Origin of the sequence: Actinoallomurus vinaceus (genome assembly GCF_039542055.1) — a bacterium.
Taxonomy (GTDB): domain Bacteria; phylum Actinomycetota; class Actinomycetes; order Streptosporangiales; family Streptosporangiaceae; genus Actinoallomurus; species Actinoallomurus vinaceus.
Window position 1 is genome coordinate 499,851 of the sequence record NZ_BAABHK010000006.1, and the last position, 16,491, is coordinate 516,341.

12 protein-coding genes are annotated in these 16,491 nt (G+C 71.3%); 2 read left to right on the forward strand and 10 right to left on the reverse strand.

Annotation, left to right across the window (positions count from 1 at the left end; genetic code table 11):
• Window positions 1-2: 2 nt before the first annotated feature.
• On the forward strand, window positions 3-1,112 hold the full coding sequence (locus ABEA24_RS23950) for an NAD(P)/FAD-dependent oxidoreductase (RefSeq protein ID WP_345433241.1): 1,110 nt from the start codon (window positions 3-5) through the stop codon (window positions 1,110-1,112).
• A 144-nt stretch (window positions 1,113-1,256) separates the two neighbouring features.
• Here ABEA24_RS23950 and ABEA24_RS23955 read toward each other — a convergent pair whose 3' ends face one another.
• The 5 genes from ABEA24_RS23955 to ABEA24_RS23975 all read right to left on the reverse strand — a co-directional run bounded on the left by ABEA24_RS23955 (window position 1,257) and on the right by ABEA24_RS23975 (window position 10,117).
• Window positions 1,257-2,855, reverse strand: a complete 1,599-nt coding sequence (locus ABEA24_RS23955; RefSeq protein ID WP_345433242.1) for a rhamnogalacturonidase — start codon at window positions 2,853-2,855, stop codon at window positions 1,257-1,259.
• A 227-nt stretch (window positions 2,856-3,082) separates the two neighbouring features.
• Complete coding sequence (locus tag ABEA24_RS23960; RefSeq protein WP_345433243.1) at window positions 3,083-5,113, reverse strand: zinc ribbon domain-containing protein; 2,031 nt, start codon at window positions 5,111-5,113, stop codon at window positions 3,083-3,085.
• 123 nt (window positions 5,114-5,236) lie between these two features.
• Window positions 5,237-8,368 (reverse strand): TIM-barrel domain-containing protein, encoded by a 3,132-nt coding sequence (locus ABEA24_RS23965; RefSeq protein ID WP_345433244.1) that lies wholly within the window; start codon window positions 8,366-8,368, stop codon window positions 5,237-5,239.
• 266 nt (window positions 8,369-8,634) lie between these two features.
• Complete coding sequence (locus tag ABEA24_RS23970) at window positions 8,635-9,189, reverse strand: GNAT family N-acetyltransferase (RefSeq protein ID WP_345433245.1); 555 nt, start codon at window positions 9,187-9,189, stop codon at window positions 8,635-8,637.
• Window positions 9,190-9,208: 19 nt separating this feature from the next.
• Window positions 9,209-10,117, reverse strand: coding sequence for a LysR family transcriptional regulator (locus ABEA24_RS23975; RefSeq protein WP_345433246.1), 909 nt, complete (start codon window positions 10,115-10,117; stop codon window positions 9,209-9,211).
• A 147-nt stretch (window positions 10,118-10,264) separates the two neighbouring features.
• Here ABEA24_RS23975 and ABEA24_RS23980 point away from each other — a divergent pair, with 147 nt between their 5' ends.
• Window positions 10,265-11,149, forward strand: coding sequence for an NAD(P)H-binding protein (locus tag ABEA24_RS23980; protein ID WP_345433247.1), 885 nt, complete (start codon window positions 10,265-10,267; stop codon window positions 11,147-11,149).
• A gap of 63 nt (window positions 11,150-11,212) precedes the next feature.
• On the opposite strand, the gene ABEA24_RS23985 is transcribed toward ABEA24_RS23980, so the two are convergent.
• Genes ABEA24_RS23985 through ABEA24_RS24005 form a run of 5 tightly spaced genes read right to left on the reverse strand, consistent with a single transcriptional unit; the run spans window position 11,213 to window position 16,479 of the window.
• Complete coding sequence (locus ABEA24_RS23985; protein ID WP_345433248.1) at window positions 11,213-12,223, reverse strand: ABC transporter ATP-binding protein; 1,011 nt, start codon at window positions 12,221-12,223, stop codon at window positions 11,213-11,215.
• The gene (locus tag ABEA24_RS23990) at window positions 12,217-12,990 is read right to left on the reverse strand and encodes an ABC transporter ATP-binding protein (protein WP_345433249.1); all 774 of its coding nucleotides are present in this window, start codon (window positions 12,988-12,990) and stop codon (window positions 12,217-12,219) included. The genes ABEA24_RS23985 and ABEA24_RS23990 overlap by 7 nt, the downstream gene beginning before the upstream one ends.
• On the reverse strand, window positions 12,987-13,874 hold the full coding sequence (locus ABEA24_RS23995) for an ABC transporter permease (RefSeq protein WP_345433250.1): 888 nt from the start codon (window positions 13,872-13,874) through the stop codon (window positions 12,987-12,989). The genes ABEA24_RS23990 and ABEA24_RS23995 overlap by 4 nt, the downstream gene beginning before the upstream one ends.
• The gene (locus tag ABEA24_RS24000; RefSeq protein ID WP_345433251.1) at window positions 13,871-14,893 is read right to left on the reverse strand and encodes an ABC transporter permease; all 1,023 of its coding nucleotides are present in this window, start codon (window positions 14,891-14,893) and stop codon (window positions 13,871-13,873) included. The genes ABEA24_RS23995 and ABEA24_RS24000 overlap by 4 nt, the downstream gene beginning before the upstream one ends.
• Entirely contained in the window at window positions 14,890-16,479 is a 1,590-nt protein-coding gene (locus ABEA24_RS24005; protein WP_345433252.1) for an ABC transporter substrate-binding protein, read from the reverse strand. The genes ABEA24_RS24000 and ABEA24_RS24005 overlap by 4 nt, the downstream gene beginning before the upstream one ends.
• Between the last annotated feature and the right edge of the window lie 12 nt (window positions 16,480-16,491).

Sequence of the window (16,491 nt, forward strand, 5' to 3'; positions counted from 1 at the left end):
GCATGGTCGAACACGTGGTCGTCATCGGCGCCGGCGTCTATGGCGCGGCGGTGACCGCCTCGCTGACGCGGCGGGGAGCCCGCGCGACCGTCGTCGACGCCGGCGCGCCGGCGGGCGGCACGTCGGGTGCGACGTTCTCGTGGACCAACGCCTGCGGTAAGGAGCCACGGTCCTACCACGATCTCTGCGTCGCGGGCATGGCGGCCCACCGGAGACTGGCGGCCGAGGTTCCCCACGGCGACTGGTACCACGAGGGCGGCAACCTGGAGTGGGCCGCCGACGACGCCGGGCGCGCGGAACTGCGCGAGAAGGTCGCCGGCGTCCTCGGCTACGGATACGAGGCGCGTTGGCTCGGCCGGGCGGAGACGCTGCTCCTCGAACCGGACCTCGACCCCGCCCTGCTCCCGGCGGACGAGATCGCCTACTTCCCCCGTGAGGGCTGGATCGAGCCGACCCGGCTGATCGGCCACCTGCTGTCCGGCGCGGTCTCCCACGGCGCCGAGCTGGTGCGCGACGACGCCGTCACCGGCCTGGAGGTGACCGCGGGCGTGGTGCGCGCCGTCCGGCTCGCCTCCGGGCGACGGCTCTTCGCCGACGCGGTCGTGAACTGTGCGGGGCCGCAGGCCGCCCGGATCGCCGAGTTCGCCGGGCTGGCTCTGCCGATGCGCAACACCAGCGGCGTGCTCGTCTACACCTCGCCGGTCGCGGTCTCCGTGTCCCGGGTCGTCCACGCCCCGCGCGTCCACCTGCGCCCGGACGGCGGCGGACGGCTGCTGCTGCACACCCCCGAGATCGACGGCGCGGTGCGCGCGTCCCGCACCGGCGAGATCGGCGTCGAACAGTCGGCGGTCGACGACGTCCTGGAGGCGGCCCGTGCGCTCTACCCGGGGATCCGGGCCGCGACCGTGGAGAGCGTCCGAGTGGGCGAACGGCCCATCCCGGGCGACGGCCTGCCCGTCCTGGGGCGGGCGGCCGAGCTGCCCAACTTCCACTTCGCGGTCTCGCACAGCGCCGCGACCCTGAGCGTCCACGCCGGTGACCTGGTCGCGGCCGAGGCGCTCGGTGAGGACCAGAGCGAAGCCTTGGCCGCGTTCCGGTTCGAGCGACTGTGACCGAGCGTGGTTCGTCCCTGACCTCGAAGCGCTGGACGCCCGGCTCCGCGCCGTCGCCGCGCCTGGCGGTCGTACGGTTCGGCGCGCCCTATCGGCCACAGTCGACGGCAGGCCCGTCGGCCCACCCGGCCGTACGGCGGGAGGTCACAGTTCCTTGTGGTCGACGTGGTCGAGGTGGACGTCGGCCACCGGACGGCTGGTCGTCACGGTGAAGTCGTCGACGGAGTCGAGCACGAAGGTCGGCGTGTCCGGTGCCTTGTCGACCTTGTCATGGTGGAAGTCGGCGCGCTTGACGTCCCGCAGCACGATCGCCGGCCGGGTGTCCTGCTTCTGATATCTGACGTCGACGTTCTCGATGCTCACCTGATCGGCGTGCCGGATGAAGAAGCCGAACGCCGGCAGCGTGCCGAACATGGAGGGCTCGGGGTAGGCGTTCTCCAACTCGGGCGGGTTCTGGACCGCGTCCCCGGGGGTGAGGCCGCCGGCCATCAGGTGGCGGACGTCACTGATCCGTACGTCCTCGACGGGGTGTCCCGGGATGCCGGCGATCGTGGACGGGTAGCGGGGGTCGGCGTTGTAGACGGTGACGTCGCTGATGCTGACCCGCCGTAGCGTGCCGACCTGCAGATCGGACGGCCCGCGCATGCGGGCGCCCAGCCGGAGGAAGAACGGCATCTGCACGTCGCGCATCGTGATGTTGCTGACCGTGATGTCCTCGAGGTGCCCACCGTCGACGGTCTCGAGCGCCAGCCCGCGGCAGCTGTCGAACACCACGTTGGAGATGGCGATGTTCTTGAAACCGCCGTTCGACTCCGTGCCGCACTTGATGCGGCCCGTACGCCCGAAGCTCCCCCTCTTGTACGTCCCGTCGTACAGCGTGCCGAGGTCGAAACCGCTCACGAAGCAGTTGTCGATGGTCACGTTCTCGGTGTCCCGGACCTGGTTGAGCGCGTAGGAGCTCTTGAGCACGATCGCGTCGTCGTTGGGCGAGTTGACCATGGTGTTGGAGATCCGGACGTTCTTGCAGCAGTCGATGTCGATGCCGTCGCGGTTGGTGTCGATGACCAGGCCGTCGATCCGGAAGTTGTCCACGCCGGTCGGCATGATGCAGAAGTGGCCGCCGTTCAGGAGCGTGACGTCCTGGATGAGGACGTTCCGGCACAGCTTCAGGGCGATCGCCTTGTTGCCCTGCAGCGGCTGGGACTCCTTGCTGCCTCCGGTCACCAGCCCCTTCCCGTCGATCACGCCGGGGCCGTGGATCGTGACGTTCGTCAGACCTTCGCCCCAGATGAGGCTGTTGTGCCAGTGGCTGTGGCCGTAGTCCTGGTAGGGGTTGCCCGCGCCCGGCTCGGCCGGGTCGTACCCCTGCGTGGCCGTCGGGGCCGCGGCGAGCAGCGTCGCCCCCTGCCCGATGTACAGCGCGACATTGCTCTTCAGCCGGACGGAGTAGCTGGCGTAGGTGCCGGCGGGGAGGTAGACGGTGCCTCCCGGGCCGCCCTCCCTGTGGTCGGCCTTGGCCGCCGCGTCGATCGCCTGGTTGATCGCGGGGCTGTCGATCGTGACGCCGTCGCCCTTGGCGCCGAAACGCCGGACGTCGAAGACCCGGCTCGGCCCGAAGGGGTCGATCGGCGGTACGGCGGGACTGGCGGCGGCGGTTCCCTCGGCCATCAGGGGCAGCGCGGCACCGGCCAGGCCCGCCGCGCCTGCGGTGACGATGCCGCGGCGGCTGAATGATCTACCCATGTCATCTCCTTCATCCTGATGCCACACAAACAGCAGAGATCCCATGGGTCAATCAGTGAAAACCTTTTCTCATTCCGGTCAGATCGTCGACCGGCCGATACATCCGATGTATTGCCGGATCTGGCCGTGGGGTTGACAGAGCGCGAGGCGGGCCCTTCCCGGCGCGCCGGGTCAGCGGTAGTCGATCGTCGTCACCGCACTGACTAGCCGGGCGGGGACGGTGACCGTCAGCGTCTCTGATCAGCTTGGGGATCCGTAGTCGCCTTGGGTGTTGTGACTGGGGGATCTGTCCACCGGGGTGGGGTGGCGTGGGTGTGCAGGTGGAAGCCTGCGCCCAGTGCCGCTCCTTTGGGCCGGTGCCGTGGACGGTTCCGGCGGGTGGTGGGGGTGCTTGAGCTGATCGTGTGCACGGTTGGTGTGCGCACGCCCTGGTACCGGCAGGCCGCCCGAGGCGGCTTGTGGTCCGTGTGAGCGTGTCCCTCCGGACGCTGACCCGCCGGCCCGTGAGGGCTGGGGGTGGAGGGTGCCCCGCGTCGCCTGGGCACGGGGCGTGAGGTTCGGCGCGGGGTGGGTCCGGTCTTGGACCGGCCACCCCCGCTGGCCTGAGCAGGCGCGGTCGGGGTGATGACCGCACTCGCTTCGAGTTCGTCGATCACACGGGGGATGGCCATCTGGCCGGTGGCGCGGTCGAGGGTGGTGTTGTGCTGGTGGGTCAGGCCGCGGGCGGCGATGCGTTGCCATGCGCCGTGGTCGCGGTCGCCCTGCCAGCCGCAGTCAGGGTCGGGGCAGATCGCCCATTTCCAGCCGGGCGTGGTGGGGCGGTCGGGTGCTTTGCAGTGCCGTAGCGGCATCAGGCACTGTGGGCAGTGTTTGGAGGTGTTTTTCGGTGGGACGGTGACGACGGCGATGCCGGTCTCGGCGGCCAGGTGCCGCATGTTGGCGACGATCTGTCCCCGCACGGTTTGGGATAGGCGGGTGTTGAGGGTGCGGCCCATGCCCTTGGCTTCCATCGACCGCAGATCCTCCACATAGATCACCGTCGCACCCGCGGCGATCGCCTGATCCACCGCCCACCGGGCCGCTGACCAGGCCAGTGCGTCGTTCAAACCGGACCGGCGGTCGGCCACATGCCCGTATTCGGCCTGCAGGACGGCGTGTTTGGCGGCCAGGTGGTGATCCTCCTCGCCACCGATCAGACGTTCGTAGCTGTCGGTTTTGGCATGCAGGTGTTCGCCGTGGTGGCGTAGCCGGTGCTGGCGGGCCATCACGCCGGCGGCCCGGAACATCGCCCCGGCCCCCAGCGCGGTGATACGCCCGTCGCCGTGACGGTGCATCGCGCCTGCCGACAGCAGGGTGTTCAGGCCCCAGTCGATCCCCAGCGCCGTCGTGTGGCCCCTCCGTTCGGCTTTCGGGACGGGGTGGGAGAACGCCAGATCCGCGCATACTTTCCTGCCCTGCGGGCGCAGCGTGGGCAGGTGCAGCACCGCATCTGGCGGGACGGTGGGCGGCAGCGTGAGTGGGCAGGCCACCCAGGTCCAGTCGGCGTAGGAGCGCGGATCCTGGCGGGTGGGCAACTGCAGCCGCAGCAGCACCCTGGCCGGGTCGTCTTCGGCGCGTTCCAGGGTGGCCTGCTGGCGGTCCACCGCTGCCAGCACCAGCATCCGCGCCGCGCGCGGCGCCTCCTCCAGTTCGAACACATCCGCCGGAAGCCGCCCGTGAGCGTCGAGAAAGGTGGTGACCTGCCGTGTGCGTGCTTTGATCGCGCTGCTGGGCAGGGTCCTGCTGTCGGGGATCGCTTCACGGACGGCGTCCCATTCGGCCTGCGTGCGCTTGGCCGGGTCGGTGGGCCAGGTTTTGAGGACTCCGGTGACCATCTCTGCGCGGTGCTGTGCACCACGCAGGATCCGTCCGGCTTGTTCTTGCGCCATCCGCACGATCCGGTCATTGACCTTGACCTCGTCGGGAACAGTCACGGCCCAGCCCAGGCGGCGCAACGCCATCCACGCATTCGACGGCAGAGTGCGGCCCGCCTCATCCACCCCGTCGGCCAGCCTCGCCACGTCACCGGCGTTCCAACGCTTCGCCAGCAGACCGGCGGTCATCCCGGCGACCAGGTCCGCGGCCCAGCCCACCCGCTCGGCCACCACCCGGGCCGTCAGGGCCTCTCCGGTCCGCTCGGCCACCCCGCCGCGCAGCAGAACGCGGGCGGTCGCGGTCCGGGCCACCTGCCCCTCAGCGAGCGGAAGTTTCCGGCTCATGCGACACGACCGGACGATACGCAACCAGACATGTACGCACAGTAGTGGCCCATATTTGCGATCCGCTCGGTGATTCGAAAAAGCCGATGGGTTGGCAGGGAGAGACAGAGCCCTGGCACCGAGTCAGCGGTAGTCGATCGTCGTCGCGGCACTGACCGGCCGGGCGGGGACGGCGACCGTCAGTCTGCGGCGGTCGTCGTCATAGGACCAGCTCCCCTCCGGCGCCCGTACTCCGTCGACCCGTACGGTCGTCGGCCGGTCCGCGGCGGAGAAGACGACCGTCCACTGCCGCTGCGCCACCTGCCCGGGGAACCGGCCGCGCGCCGGGCCGATGCGCAGGACGTGATCGCCGCCGTGCTCGGTGTACCGGAGCGTCGTCGTCGCCGAGGGGTGGGAGCCGGCCGACCGCCCGTCGTCCTCGTACAGCGCGAACGAGCCGTCGGCGCCTCCGGCGACGTTCACCGTGACCTTGGCGGGCGGGTTCTGCACGTCGTTGGTGACATTGTCCGTCCGCGTCGGGAGGATCCCGCCGGCCTTGACGAAGACCGGCATCGAGTTCCAGTCGGTCGTGACGTCCCGGGTGGCGGGGCCGCTGTAGGTCTTCCCGGTGAAGTAGTCGGTCCACTGGCCGGGCGGGAACCACACCGACGTCGTCGCGCTGGCGCCGGGCGAGGTCGCCGGGGCCACCAGCACGTCCGGGCCGTAGAGGTACTCCCGGCCCGCCGCGTCGTAGGCGCCCTGCTCGCCGGGGTACTCCAGGTACGTGGCCCGGACGACCGGCACGCCGGTGTCCGCCGCCTCCGCGGCCAGCGTGTAGGTGTACGGGACGAGGTTCTCGCGGAGGTTGAGGAACCGCTCCGCCGCGACGCGGGCCTGCTCGCCGTACTGCCACGGCAGCCGGTCGCCGTGGTTGCTGTGCAGCCGCAGGATCGGCTGGAACGCCGCCAGCTGCACCCACCGCACGTAGAGATCGTCGGCGAGCTTCGGCCCGCCGATGTGTCCGCCGATGTCGTGGCTGATCGCCGACAGACCGGTGGCGGCCGACTCGCCCGGCGTGTACCCGGTCTCGAACCGCAGGGTCTGCCAGTCCGAGGTGGTGTCGCCGGTGAAGTGCAGGGTGGTGCGCTTGTCCGCCCAGGGGCCGGTCGGCACCGCGGACTGGCCGCTGTAGCCGCCGGCCTGCAGGGACCCGTACGCCCGGGAGAAGGCGAACCCCCGACCGACGTTCTTCGCGGTGTCGGCGGCGTACTGCAGGTTGATCCACGCGTCGGGCGTGACGCCGGGCAGCGTCGCCCTGGAGTCCTCACAGCACCAGTCCAGCCACCAGAAGTCGACGCCCTGCCGCTCCATCTCCTGGTGCAGGTCGAAGTAGGCCGCGAGCTGGTCGGGGTCGCCCCAGTCGAACGTGTGGCAGGTCTGCCCCGCGGGCGCTCCGCAGCCGGAGACGGCCAGCTTCCCCTTGGCCCTGGCCTGCGCCTGCGCGAACTTCGGGTCGCCGCTCGCGATGCTCGGGTGGATGTTCAGCGTGCCGTGCAGTCCCTGCGCGTGCTCCCAGGCGAAGAACGCCTTCGGGTCGGGGAACTTCCGGCTGTCGATCTCCCAGCCGTTCCAGGTGGTGGGCGACTTGAAGTCCGTGTCGGTGACCAGGACGTCGAGCGGGACGCCCTCGGAGCGGAACTTCGGCAGGATGGTGTTCTGGTAGTCGGCGGCGGTGAAGTCGTAGTACTCCGAGAACCACACGCCGTACGCCCACCGGGGCAGCAGCATCGACGGGCCCGTCAGCGTCTTCAGGTCGGCGAGCCCACGCTTGTAGTCCTGGCCGTATCCGAAGAGGTAGCCGTCCTGGTACGGCTCGGCGCCGTGGTCCTTCCGCGCGTGGACCGTCTTGGTCGCCGTGTCGAATATCGCGGACGGGGTGTCGTCGAGCAGGTACCACCCGTCGCGGTGGAGCAGGCCGGGCGTGGTCAGGGCGCCACCGTCGACCCCGTCGAGGCTGCGCCGGTACCCGCCGAGGGGGCTGTGCGCCGGCAGCACCGGCGACCCGGCCGGGGCGACGGCGACGGTGTCGAGGTTGACGTGGCAACTGTCCGCCGTGGGGCAGCCGAGCGCGATCGTGTCAGAGCCCTTGGCCAGGGTCACCGGGACGGTGGCCGTCGACCAGGTGTCCCAATCGGCCGTCGGCGGCAGGGCGGCCGACGTGGCGGTGCCGCCGCCGACCGCGGTCGAGATCGTCCGGGGCGTTCCGGAGCCGTTCGCGTAGCGGATCTGCAGCGCGTACGAGCCGTCGGCCGGGACGTTCCGCACCGCGACGGTGTCGGACGCGCCGGCCCTCTCCAGTCCGGCGACGAATGCGTCGCCGGAGTGCCCGTTGTGGTCCGCGGCGCGCGTGGCACCACCGCCCAGCGTGCCCCCCTCGGCCTCGCACACGATCCCGTAGTCGCACGGAACCGGCGTCGGCGAAGGGTACTGCGCGCCCGGCGCCGTGAGCGCCAGGCTGTCGATGTTCACGTTGCCCGAGTCGTTCGCGGCCCGCGAGACCACGAGCGTGTGCCGTCCGGCGGACAGCTCGATGGTCGAAAGAGAGACGAACGCCCAGGTGTTCCAGTCCGCGGTGGTCGGCATCGTGAGCGTCCTCGCCGTACCGCCGTCGATCGCGGCGCTCAGCGTACGGGTCGTGTTCTGCCCGTCTCCTCCCACGCTGTTGGCGTACCGCAGCCGAAGGTCATAGGTGCCGGCCTTCGGCACGTCGAGCGTGTAGGTGAGCGAGCCGCCGACGCTCTGGAACCCGGCGGCGAACCCCGTGCCGGTGTACCCGGTGTGGTCCGAGGCGACGGTCACCCCACCCTGGAGCTGACCCTGTTCCGCCTCGCAGAGCGCCCCGGCGGCGCAGCCGACCGAGCCGCGGAAGGTCGGATGCGCGGTCACCGTCTGCGCCCCGGTCCGCAGACGCGCGGACACGTTGTCCGCGGTGAAGGGCCCGGATCCGACCTTGTACCGCAGGCTCACCCGGCCGGTGTCGATGGTCAGCCAGCCGCCCGCGACCTTCTTGGTGAAGGCCGTCCGCCCGAAGCCGTCGCGCCCGACCGCGTTGAACGTCACGGCGTCGGTGAACGCGCCGTCGCCCGCGTACTCCATCCGGATCAACGTCGGGGAGAGCACTTCGAACCGGGCGTCGCCCGACCGGACCGCCTGCCGGTCCGCCCGTCCTGCGGCTGCGGTCGCGGGCGGCGAACCGGCCACGACCAGGCCGGCCATTGCGGCCAGCGCGACACCGGCTCTGACCGGCTTTGATCGTGGTCCGGGGGGTTTAGGGCTGCTTCGGGCAAGGCGCATGCGGGGGAGGAGGCTCACGCACTGGACTATGAGCCGAAGTGATCAGACTCGTCAATAGCCGATCACAACCGATCTGGTGTCCAATCCGCGCGTTCGAGGGCGTGGACGCGAACGTCCTCGTTGTACGGGCCGGTGATGTCGTGGTGGCGGCTGCCGTGCTGGACGCCGATCCACCCCCCGGGAACCTCCTAGCCGCCGAGCCAGGTCCACCAGTCCGCGCGTTCGAGGACATAGACGCGTACGTCTTCGTCATACGGCCCGATGACGTCGTCGTGGTGGCGCATGCCGATCTTGCGCATGATGTTGCCGGAGCCGTGGTTGGCGGGCTGATAGCGCGCGGCCAGCCGCGCGGCGCCGTGGTCGGTGAACGCCTCGTCGCGGATCGCGGTCGCCGCTTCGGTGGCGATTCCCCGGCCCCAGTGGCGCGGGTCGACCCACCAGCCGATCTCGATCGCGGGCTCGTCCACGCCAGGCAGGGGCTGGGGAAGACGGTTGAGCGCGGCGACGCCGATGACCGATTCGTCATCGGCCTCGCGGAGGACGATGCCGCGCCAGCCGAAGCCGTGTTCCCGCCAGTGCTCCAGGAGTTCGCCATGCCGGGTGATGGCGCGCTCGCGTTCCCACGGCAGGCCGTCGCCCAGATAACGAGTGATACGCGGATCGTTGCTCAGCCGGCAGAGGTCCTCTTCGAAGCGAAGATCCCAAGGCGGCAGGATGAGCCGCTCGGTGGTCAGCGTACGCATCGCTCAACCGTAGACGCCGTCACGATTCATCGGTGGCCGCCAGGACCGATGCGGCCGCGCGTACGAAGGCGGCGATCGCCGGCGAGCGCGCGTCCTGGGGCCAGGCGACGGCCAGTGTGGCGGGCTGGAGATCGCTGACCGGGCGATAGGCGATGCCGGGCAGCGGGTAGCGGCGCGTCACCCAGGCGGGGAGAAAACAGACGACGCCGCCCAGTTCGATCAGCCTGAAGATCTGTATCAGATCCGAGACCGGCTGCTGGGTCCCGGCCACGAGTTCGGACTGCCGCGTACGGTCGGCGGCGTCGTACGGGCGTGCGGGCTCGTCCTGGCCGACGGGGGTTCCGTCGGGGAGTCTTCGGCCGGCCAGGTCGGCCAGCCGCAGCGACGACCGGGCGGCGAGCGGATCGGTCGCCGCGAGGACGGCCAGGCGGGGTTGCGTCAGTAGTGGCTCGAAGTCCAGTCCGCGGTCGTCGAAGGGGCTGACCAGCAGCGCGACGTCGGCTCGTCCGTCGCGCAGCGCCTGCGCCTGTTCTCCCCGTCCGCCGAGCACCAGTTCCACTGCCAGTGCCGCTTCCTCACGCTGGTAGGCGGAGAGGATCCGCGGCAGCATCCCGGCGTCGTTGTCGGCCTTGAGCGCGAGCCGCAGCAGCGGAGCGGGCCGGCCGGCGTTCCGGGCCCGCCGGCCGGCCGCGGTGATCGCGTCGAGCGCGGTCCGGGCGTCCCGCAGGAAGACCTCCCCGGCCGCCGTGAGCGTCACCTGACGTGTGGTGCGCTCGAGCAGCCGTACGTCCAGCCGACGTTCCAGCTCCCGGATCGCGCGGGACAACGGGGGCTGTGCCATGCCCAGTCGCTGGGCCGCGCGCCCGAAGTGAAGCTCTTCCGCGACCGCGACGAAGTACCGGAGCTCCCGTGCCTCCAGGTCATTCATACTCTCAGGGTATCAATGGTGATCGGATCGGTCCTTCAGGTTCGTGTCCCGGCCGGATTGACTGCTCAGTGCCGTTCGCCGGTCCTCGCCGCCCAGCGCGGCGGACCCGGATGCGAACGCCCATGCGGGTAATTTCCTGGAGGTCTGATGATCGTCATCACCACGCCCACCGGCCAGATCGGCCGGCAGGTCCTCGACAACATCCTGGACACGGAAGAGGCGATCCGCGTGATCGCACGCGATCCCTCCCGTCTGTCTCCGCGGGTGCGCGAACGGGTCGAGGTGGTGCCGGGGCCGCACAACGACCTCGGTGTCCTGACCGAGGCGCTCGCCGGCGCCGACAGCGTGTTCTGGGTCGTGCCCCCCGACCCGCGCGCCGACAGCGTCGACGGACACGTCCTGAGTTTCACCCGGCCGCTGTGCGAGGCCGTGGCGAGCCGCGGCGTCCGGCGAGTCGTCGGCGTCTCGACCCTGGGCCGCGGTGTGGTGAAGAACGCCGGGCACCTGTCGGCGGCGCTCGCGATGGACGAGCTGATCGAGGCGACGGGCGTGGACTACCGGGCTCTGCGGATGCCGGGCTTCATGGAGAACATGCTCCACCAGGTCGAGCCGATCAGGAGCCAGGGCGTCTTCTTCCTCGCGATCTCCGGGGATCGCCAGATCCCGACGGTCGCGACCCGCGACATCGCGGCCGCCGCGGCCGGGCTGCTGCTCGACGGCTCCTGGACCGGGCAGGACGGCGTGCCGGTTCTCGGGCCGGAGGATCTGTCCCCCGACGACCAGGCGAAGATCATGTCAGAGGTGCTGGACCGACCGGTCCGCTTCCAGCAGGTGCCCGCCGAGGCGTACAAGGCCAATCTCGTGCGGCGTGGAATGAGCGAGGCATGGGCCCAGGGAATGGCCGACATGGCCACCGCGATCGATCGGGGGGCCTACAACGCCGAACCCCGCACCCCGCGGTCCACCACTCCCACCGACTTCCGGCAGTGGTGCGAGGAGGTGCTGAAGCCGGCCGTCTCGCAGCGGTCGTGATGGAGCAGGCGTTCTTCCTGGCCTGCCTGGACGAGCTGTTCAGTGCGTCGCGGGCGGGCTCGCCTATCGGGCCTGACCGGCGTCCGGTGGGCCGGTGGGGCCGGACGGGCGGTCCGCGCGGTGGCACGCGACCGTACGGCCTTCGGCGAAGGGGAGCAGCGGAGGGTTCTCCTCGGCACAGCGATCCACGGCGATCGGGCAGCGGTGTCGATAGGGGCAGCCGGTCGCCGCCGGCAGGGCGTCCGGCCGGCCGACCGCTCCAGGGCCGCCGACCGCCCCGGGCCCGTCGCCGGTGCGCTCCCGCGCGCCCCCGGCAGGCTCGCGCGTGCCGCCGAGGCGCGGGACCGCGTCGCGTAGGGCCATCGTGTACGGGTGGGCGGGGGCGGTGAGGACGGTGCGGACCGGGCCGGACTCCACGATCCGGCCCGCGAACAGGACGTGGACGGTCGTGCAGAGCCGCTCGACGATCGCGAGGTTGTGAGTGATCAGGAGCTGGCTCAGGCCGCGCTCGTCCCGGAGTCCGGCCAGCAGGTCGAGGATGCGGGCCTGCACGGTGACGTCGAGCGCGCTGGTCGGCTCGTCGAGGATCAGCAGCTTCGGGTCGACGGCCAGCGCGCGAGCGATGATCACGCGCTGCCGCTGGCCGCCGGACAGCTGGTGGGGGCGCCGGTCCGCGAGCTCGGCGTCGAGGCCGACGTCGGAGAGCAGATCCGCCGCCGAAGGGGCCGGCGCGCCGGGGGAGCGCCGCCGTACCCGCAGCGCCTCGTCGATCGAGGCTCCGACGCGCATCCGCGGGTCGAGGGCCTCACTGCCGTCCTGGAACACCGGCTGCACCTGGGAGCGGTAGCGGGCCCGGCCGGCCCGGTTCAGCCGGGCGATGTCGGCGCCGCGGAACAGGACCCGGCCGTGCGCCGGGTCGACCAGGCCGAGCAGCGCCCGGGCGATCGTCGTCTTCCCGGACCCGCTCTCCCCGATGACGGCCACCCCGCCGGAGGACTCGGGCAGCTCGAACGTCACGTCGTGCACCACCGTGGTGCGGCCGTAGCGGACCGTGAGGTTCTCCGCGCTCAGCATGGTCCCTCCCCGATGGCCGGGACGGCGTCGAGCAGTTCCCGGGTGTAGGCGGCGGACGGGCGGCTCAGGACGCCGGCGGCGGGGCCCGACTCCACCACCCGCCCGTCCCGCATGACCACGACCTGATCGGCGATCCCGGAGACGACGGCCAGGTCGTGCGAGACGAACACGAGGGCGATGCCGTGATCCTCGCGCAGGCGGGTCAGCAGGCCGAGGACGGCCGCCTGCACGGTGACATCGAGGGCGCTGGTCGGCTCGTCGGCGAGGATGACGTCGGCGCGCAGGGCCACGGCCGTCGCGATGGCGAAGCGCTGCGCCTGGCCGCCGGAGACCTGGTGCGGGTAGCGGCGCAGCAGCGCCGGGTCGAGCAGCACGCTGCCGAGCGCCTCACCGGTCCGCTCCCGGGCCTCCGCGCCGCGCACGCCGTGCCGGGCGAGCACGCGCCGCAGAAGCGTGCCGAGCCGCATGGTGGGGTTGAGGGAGTCCTGGGGGCTCTGGCTGATCAGGGCGACCTTCGAGCCGCGGATCCGGCCGAGCGCGCGTTCGTCCGCCCCGACGACGTCCACGCCGCCCACGGCGATCCGCCCGCTCACCGTCAGGCCGTCGGTCAGCCCGAGCATGGCGTTCAGCGTCGTCGTCTTGCCCGAGCCGCTCTCGCCCACGATCGCCGCGCACTCCCCGCGGTCCACCTGCAGCGAGTCGAGGGAGGCGAGCAGCCGGTCACCGGACCGTACGCGCAGGTTCTCGACGGTGAGAAGGGGGCTCATCGGGTGACCTCCCGTCTGGGGTCGAGCGCCGCCCGGAGTCCCTCACCGAGGACGTTGAAGCAGAACGCCGTGACCACGATGGCCAGTCCGGGGAAGGTCACGACCCACCAGTTCGTGGTGAACAGGCTCTGCCCCTGCTGCACCATCAGTCCCCACTCCGCGGTCGGCTCCTGCGGGCCGAGGCCGAGGTAGGACAGCGCGGCGGCGGTCAGGATGACCCCGCCCGCGTCCAGGGAGAGCTGGACCAGCACCGGGGTGAGGGAGTTGGGCAGCACGTGCCGGAACACGATCCGTACGCGGGACACGCCCAGGCATCGGGCGGCGTCGACGAAGCCGCGCGAGCGGATCGAGGCGGCGGTGACGGCGGTCATCCGGGCGTACCACGGCCACCAGGACGCGGTGATGGCGATGATCGCGCCACGGACGCCCGGGTGCAGCACCACGGCCAGCGCGACCGACAGCAGTAGCGCCGGGAACGCCAGGAAGATGTCGGTGATCCGCATGACGACGTCGCGGACGATCCCGCCCGCGTACCCGGCGGCGACGCCCAGCGACACGCCGATGACCGCGGAGACGGCGAGCACCGCGACGGTGATGGTCAGCGAGGTGCGGGCCCCGTACAGCACGCGGGTGAGGACGTCGCGGCCGACGCCGTCGGTGCCGAACCAGTGCTCCGAGCCCGGCGGCAGCAGCGCCTGTGTCGGGTGGGTCGCGTCGGTACCGTCGGCCGGGTACGGCGAGAGCAGCGGCGCCGCGACGGCGGCGATCACGATCAGGACGAGCGTCACCGCGCCGATCGCGGCGAGCACGTCGGCGCGGGCCGTCCGCAGCAGGCGGTGCGCCGGCGTGCGCCGGTGCGGGACGGTCGTCACGGAGGTGCTCATGTCATCCTCACCCGTGGGTCGATGGCGGCCTGCGCGAGATCCACGAGCAGGTTGACGACGACGTAGGTCAGTGCCACGGCGATGGTGACGCCCGCGATGGCGGGGGTGTCGGAGGACCGGATCGCGTCGGCGGCGTACCGGCCCAGGCCGGGCCAGTCGAAGACGGACTCGACGAGGAAGGCGTTCACCAGGGAGAAGGCGAAGACCAGCGCCAGCAGCGCCAGCACCGGGCCGAACGCCGGCCGCAGCGAGAACCTGGTCAGGACCTGCCACCGGGTGAAGCCGAGGGCCCGCTCCAGCCGCGCGTGGTTCTGGGCGGACTCCTCGATGAGGGCGGCCCGGGTCATCTGGGCGACCACCCCGATCGGGTACGCGGCGATCGCGAGCGAGGGGAGCACCAGATGCCGCAGGGTGCTGCCGAGGATCGGCCAGTTACCGGTGAGCAGCGCGTCGACCGCGGTGATGTTCGTGTAGACGTGCAGAGGGCTGGTCGTGTCGAGCGTGGCGTCGTACTCCCCGGCCACCGGCAGCCACCCCAGCTTGGTCGCGAACACGTTCTGCATGACGAGCGCCAGCAGGAACACCGGGACCGACACCGCGAGCATCGACGACACCCGTACCGAGCCGTCGACCGGGCCGCGCGCGTGCCGGGCGGCGAGCAGGCCGAGCGGGATGCCGGCCAGCACGGCGGCGAGCATGGCGGTGCCGACGAGTTCGATGGAGGCGGGGAAGGCGGTGGAGATGTCCTTCAGCACCGTCTGATGGGTGCGCAGGCTCGTTCCCCAGTCGCCGCGGACCAGCGCGGACAGGTACTCCCACAGCTGGACGGTGAGGGGCCGGTCGAAGCCGAGCCTCCGGCGGACCTCGGCGAGCTGCGCGGCGGACGCCCGCGGCCCGGCGTACGTCACCGCCGGGTCGCCGGGCACCAGCCGCATCACGACGAAGGTCAGCACGACGACCCCGGCCACCACGAGAACGGCCTGGGCCAGCCGGCGGGACAGGTGACGCGCCATGGTCATCCGGTCGGCCGCAGGTCGTGGACGAACACGACGTTCGGATAGGCCGGGTTGTCGGTGTAGCCGCCGATGCCGCCGGCGTAGGCCCGCTGGTACTGCTGGACGTACAGCGGGGCGGCGACGGCCTTGTCGACCAGCAGCGTGCGCTGCAGCGCCGCGTACGCCGCCTGGGCCTGGGGTCGATCGGTGGCGACGAGCCGCGGCAGCCGTTCGATCGCCGCGTCGACGCCGGAGTCGTCGAGGTAGGTCAGGTTGAACGAGACCGGGCGCGCCGAGTGGAAGAGGTTCTTGAACCAGCCAAAGGCGTCTGGATAGTCCGGGTACCAGTACATGACGAAGATGTCCTGGCGCTTGCCCGGGTCACCGGACTTGCCCTGAGACCACTGGGCGTCCCACTGCATCGGCTTGGCGCGGAGAGTCACGTTGAGACCCTTCAGCGCCGAGCTGAGCAGCGTCACGAAGGTCTGCTGGTCGTCGTCGCCCTGCGCGTACGTGAGGCTGAGCGTCAGCTGTTTCTTCCCCGGCCCGTATCCGGCCTGGTTCAGCAGCCGGGCGGCCTCGGCGGTGTTCTGGTGGGCCTCCAGGCCGGGGGTGGCCCCGATCAGCCCGTTCGGCACGACGCCGCTCGCGGCGGTCACCGAGCCCTTCAGCGCCGCGACCATGCCGTCGTAGTCGATGGCCGCCTGCACCGCCTTTCGGACGGTGACGTCCTGGAGCGGCCCGGACGCGGTGTTGAAGAACGCGATGAGGTTCTGGAACGAGGGCGTCGCCTGCGTCTTGAGGCCGCGGACGCCCTTCGCCTGGGCGAACAGCTGCGGATTGAGCCGCCCGACGAAGGACACGTCACCGGTCCGCAGCTGCTGCCAGGCCGTCGTGACCTGCGGGGTGTCGCGGAACTCCACGCTCGTGTAGTGGGAGCCGCTCCATCCGCCCCAGTAGTCCTTGACCTGGCCGAGCCGCAGCTCGGTCTCCTGGCCCTTGTTCCAGGAGGCCACGGTGTACGGACCGGTGCCGGTGTCGTGCCCCTTGTCGAGGTAGGCCTTCAGGCCGCCCCCGCCCGGTGCGGTGGTGTCGTAGATGTACGCCCCGTAGTCGGAGGCGGAGATGAGGTCGAGCGGCGCCGCGTACTTCAGGCGGAACACCAGCGTCCTCGGGTCCGGGGTGTCGATCGTCTTGACCGCGTCCCAGATGTAGGCGGCGCCGCCCGCGAGCTTGATCGTCCGCTCGATCGAGGCCTTGGCGACGGCGGAGGTGAGGGCGTTGCCGTCGTGGAAGCGCACGCCGTCGCGGAGCGTGAACGTCCACGTCCTCCCGTCCGGCGCGGACGTCCACCGGGTGGCGAGCAGCGGCCTGACGCTCTTGGTCGCGGCGTCGTACCGGGTCAGCGACTCGTAGATGTTCTGCATCGCGATGATCTCGTTGGAGTACGAGGTCGCGGGGTCCCAGTCGGTGACGACGTTGAGGTTGTAGGAGTAGACGAACGGACGGGTGGGGCCGGACGCCGCCTTGCGGACGGCTCCGCCGGAGCATCCGGTCACGGTCAGGGCGAGCCCCGCCGTGATCGCGACTGCTCGCATGCGCCAGGACATGGTGGGGGCCTC

Bases quoted from the DNA above. Each gene is read 5' to 3' on its own strand.
- ABEA24_RS23950 (WP_345433241.1), top strand. From the start codon at position 3: ATGGTCGAACACGTGGTCGTCATCGGCGCCGGCGTCTATGGCGCGGCG.
- ABEA24_RS23955 (WP_345433242.1), bottom strand. From the start codon at position 2,855: ATGGGTAGATCATTCAGCCGCCGCGGCATCGTCACCGCAGGCGCGGCG.
- ABEA24_RS23960 (WP_345433243.1), bottom strand. From the start codon at position 5,113: ATGAGCCGGAAACTTCCGCTCGCTGAGGGGCAGGTGGCCCGGACCGCG.
- ABEA24_RS23965 (WP_345433244.1), bottom strand. From the start codon at position 8,368: ATGGCCGGCCTGGTCGTGGCCGGTTCGCCGCCCGCGACCGCAGCCGCA.
- ABEA24_RS23970 (WP_345433245.1), bottom strand. From the start codon at position 9,189: ATGCGTACGCTGACCACCGAGCGGCTCATCCTGCCGCCTTGGGATCTT.
- ABEA24_RS23975 (WP_345433246.1), bottom strand. From the start codon at position 10,117: ATGAATGACCTGGAGGCACGGGAGCTCCGGTACTTCGTCGCGGTCGCG.
- ABEA24_RS23980 (WP_345433247.1), top strand. From the start codon at position 10,265: ATGATCGTCATCACCACGCCCACCGGCCAGATCGGCCGGCAGGTCCTC.
- ABEA24_RS23985 (WP_345433248.1), bottom strand. From the start codon at position 12,223: ATGCTGAGCGCGGAGAACCTCACGGTCCGCTACGGCCGCACCACGGTG.
- ABEA24_RS23990 (WP_345433249.1), bottom strand. From the start codon at position 12,990: ATGAGCCCCCTTCTCACCGTCGAGAACCTGCGCGTACGGTCCGGTGAC.
- ABEA24_RS23995 (WP_345433250.1), bottom strand. From the start codon at position 13,874: ATGAGCACCTCCGTGACGACCGTCCCGCACCGGCGCACGCCGGCGCAC.
- ABEA24_RS24000 (WP_345433251.1), bottom strand. From the start codon at position 14,893: ATGACCATGGCGCGTCACCTGTCCCGCCGGCTGGCCCAGGCCGTTCTC.
- ABEA24_RS24005 (WP_345433252.1), bottom strand. From the start codon at position 16,479: ATGTCCTGGCGCATGCGAGCAGTCGCGATCACGGCGGGGCTCGCCCTG.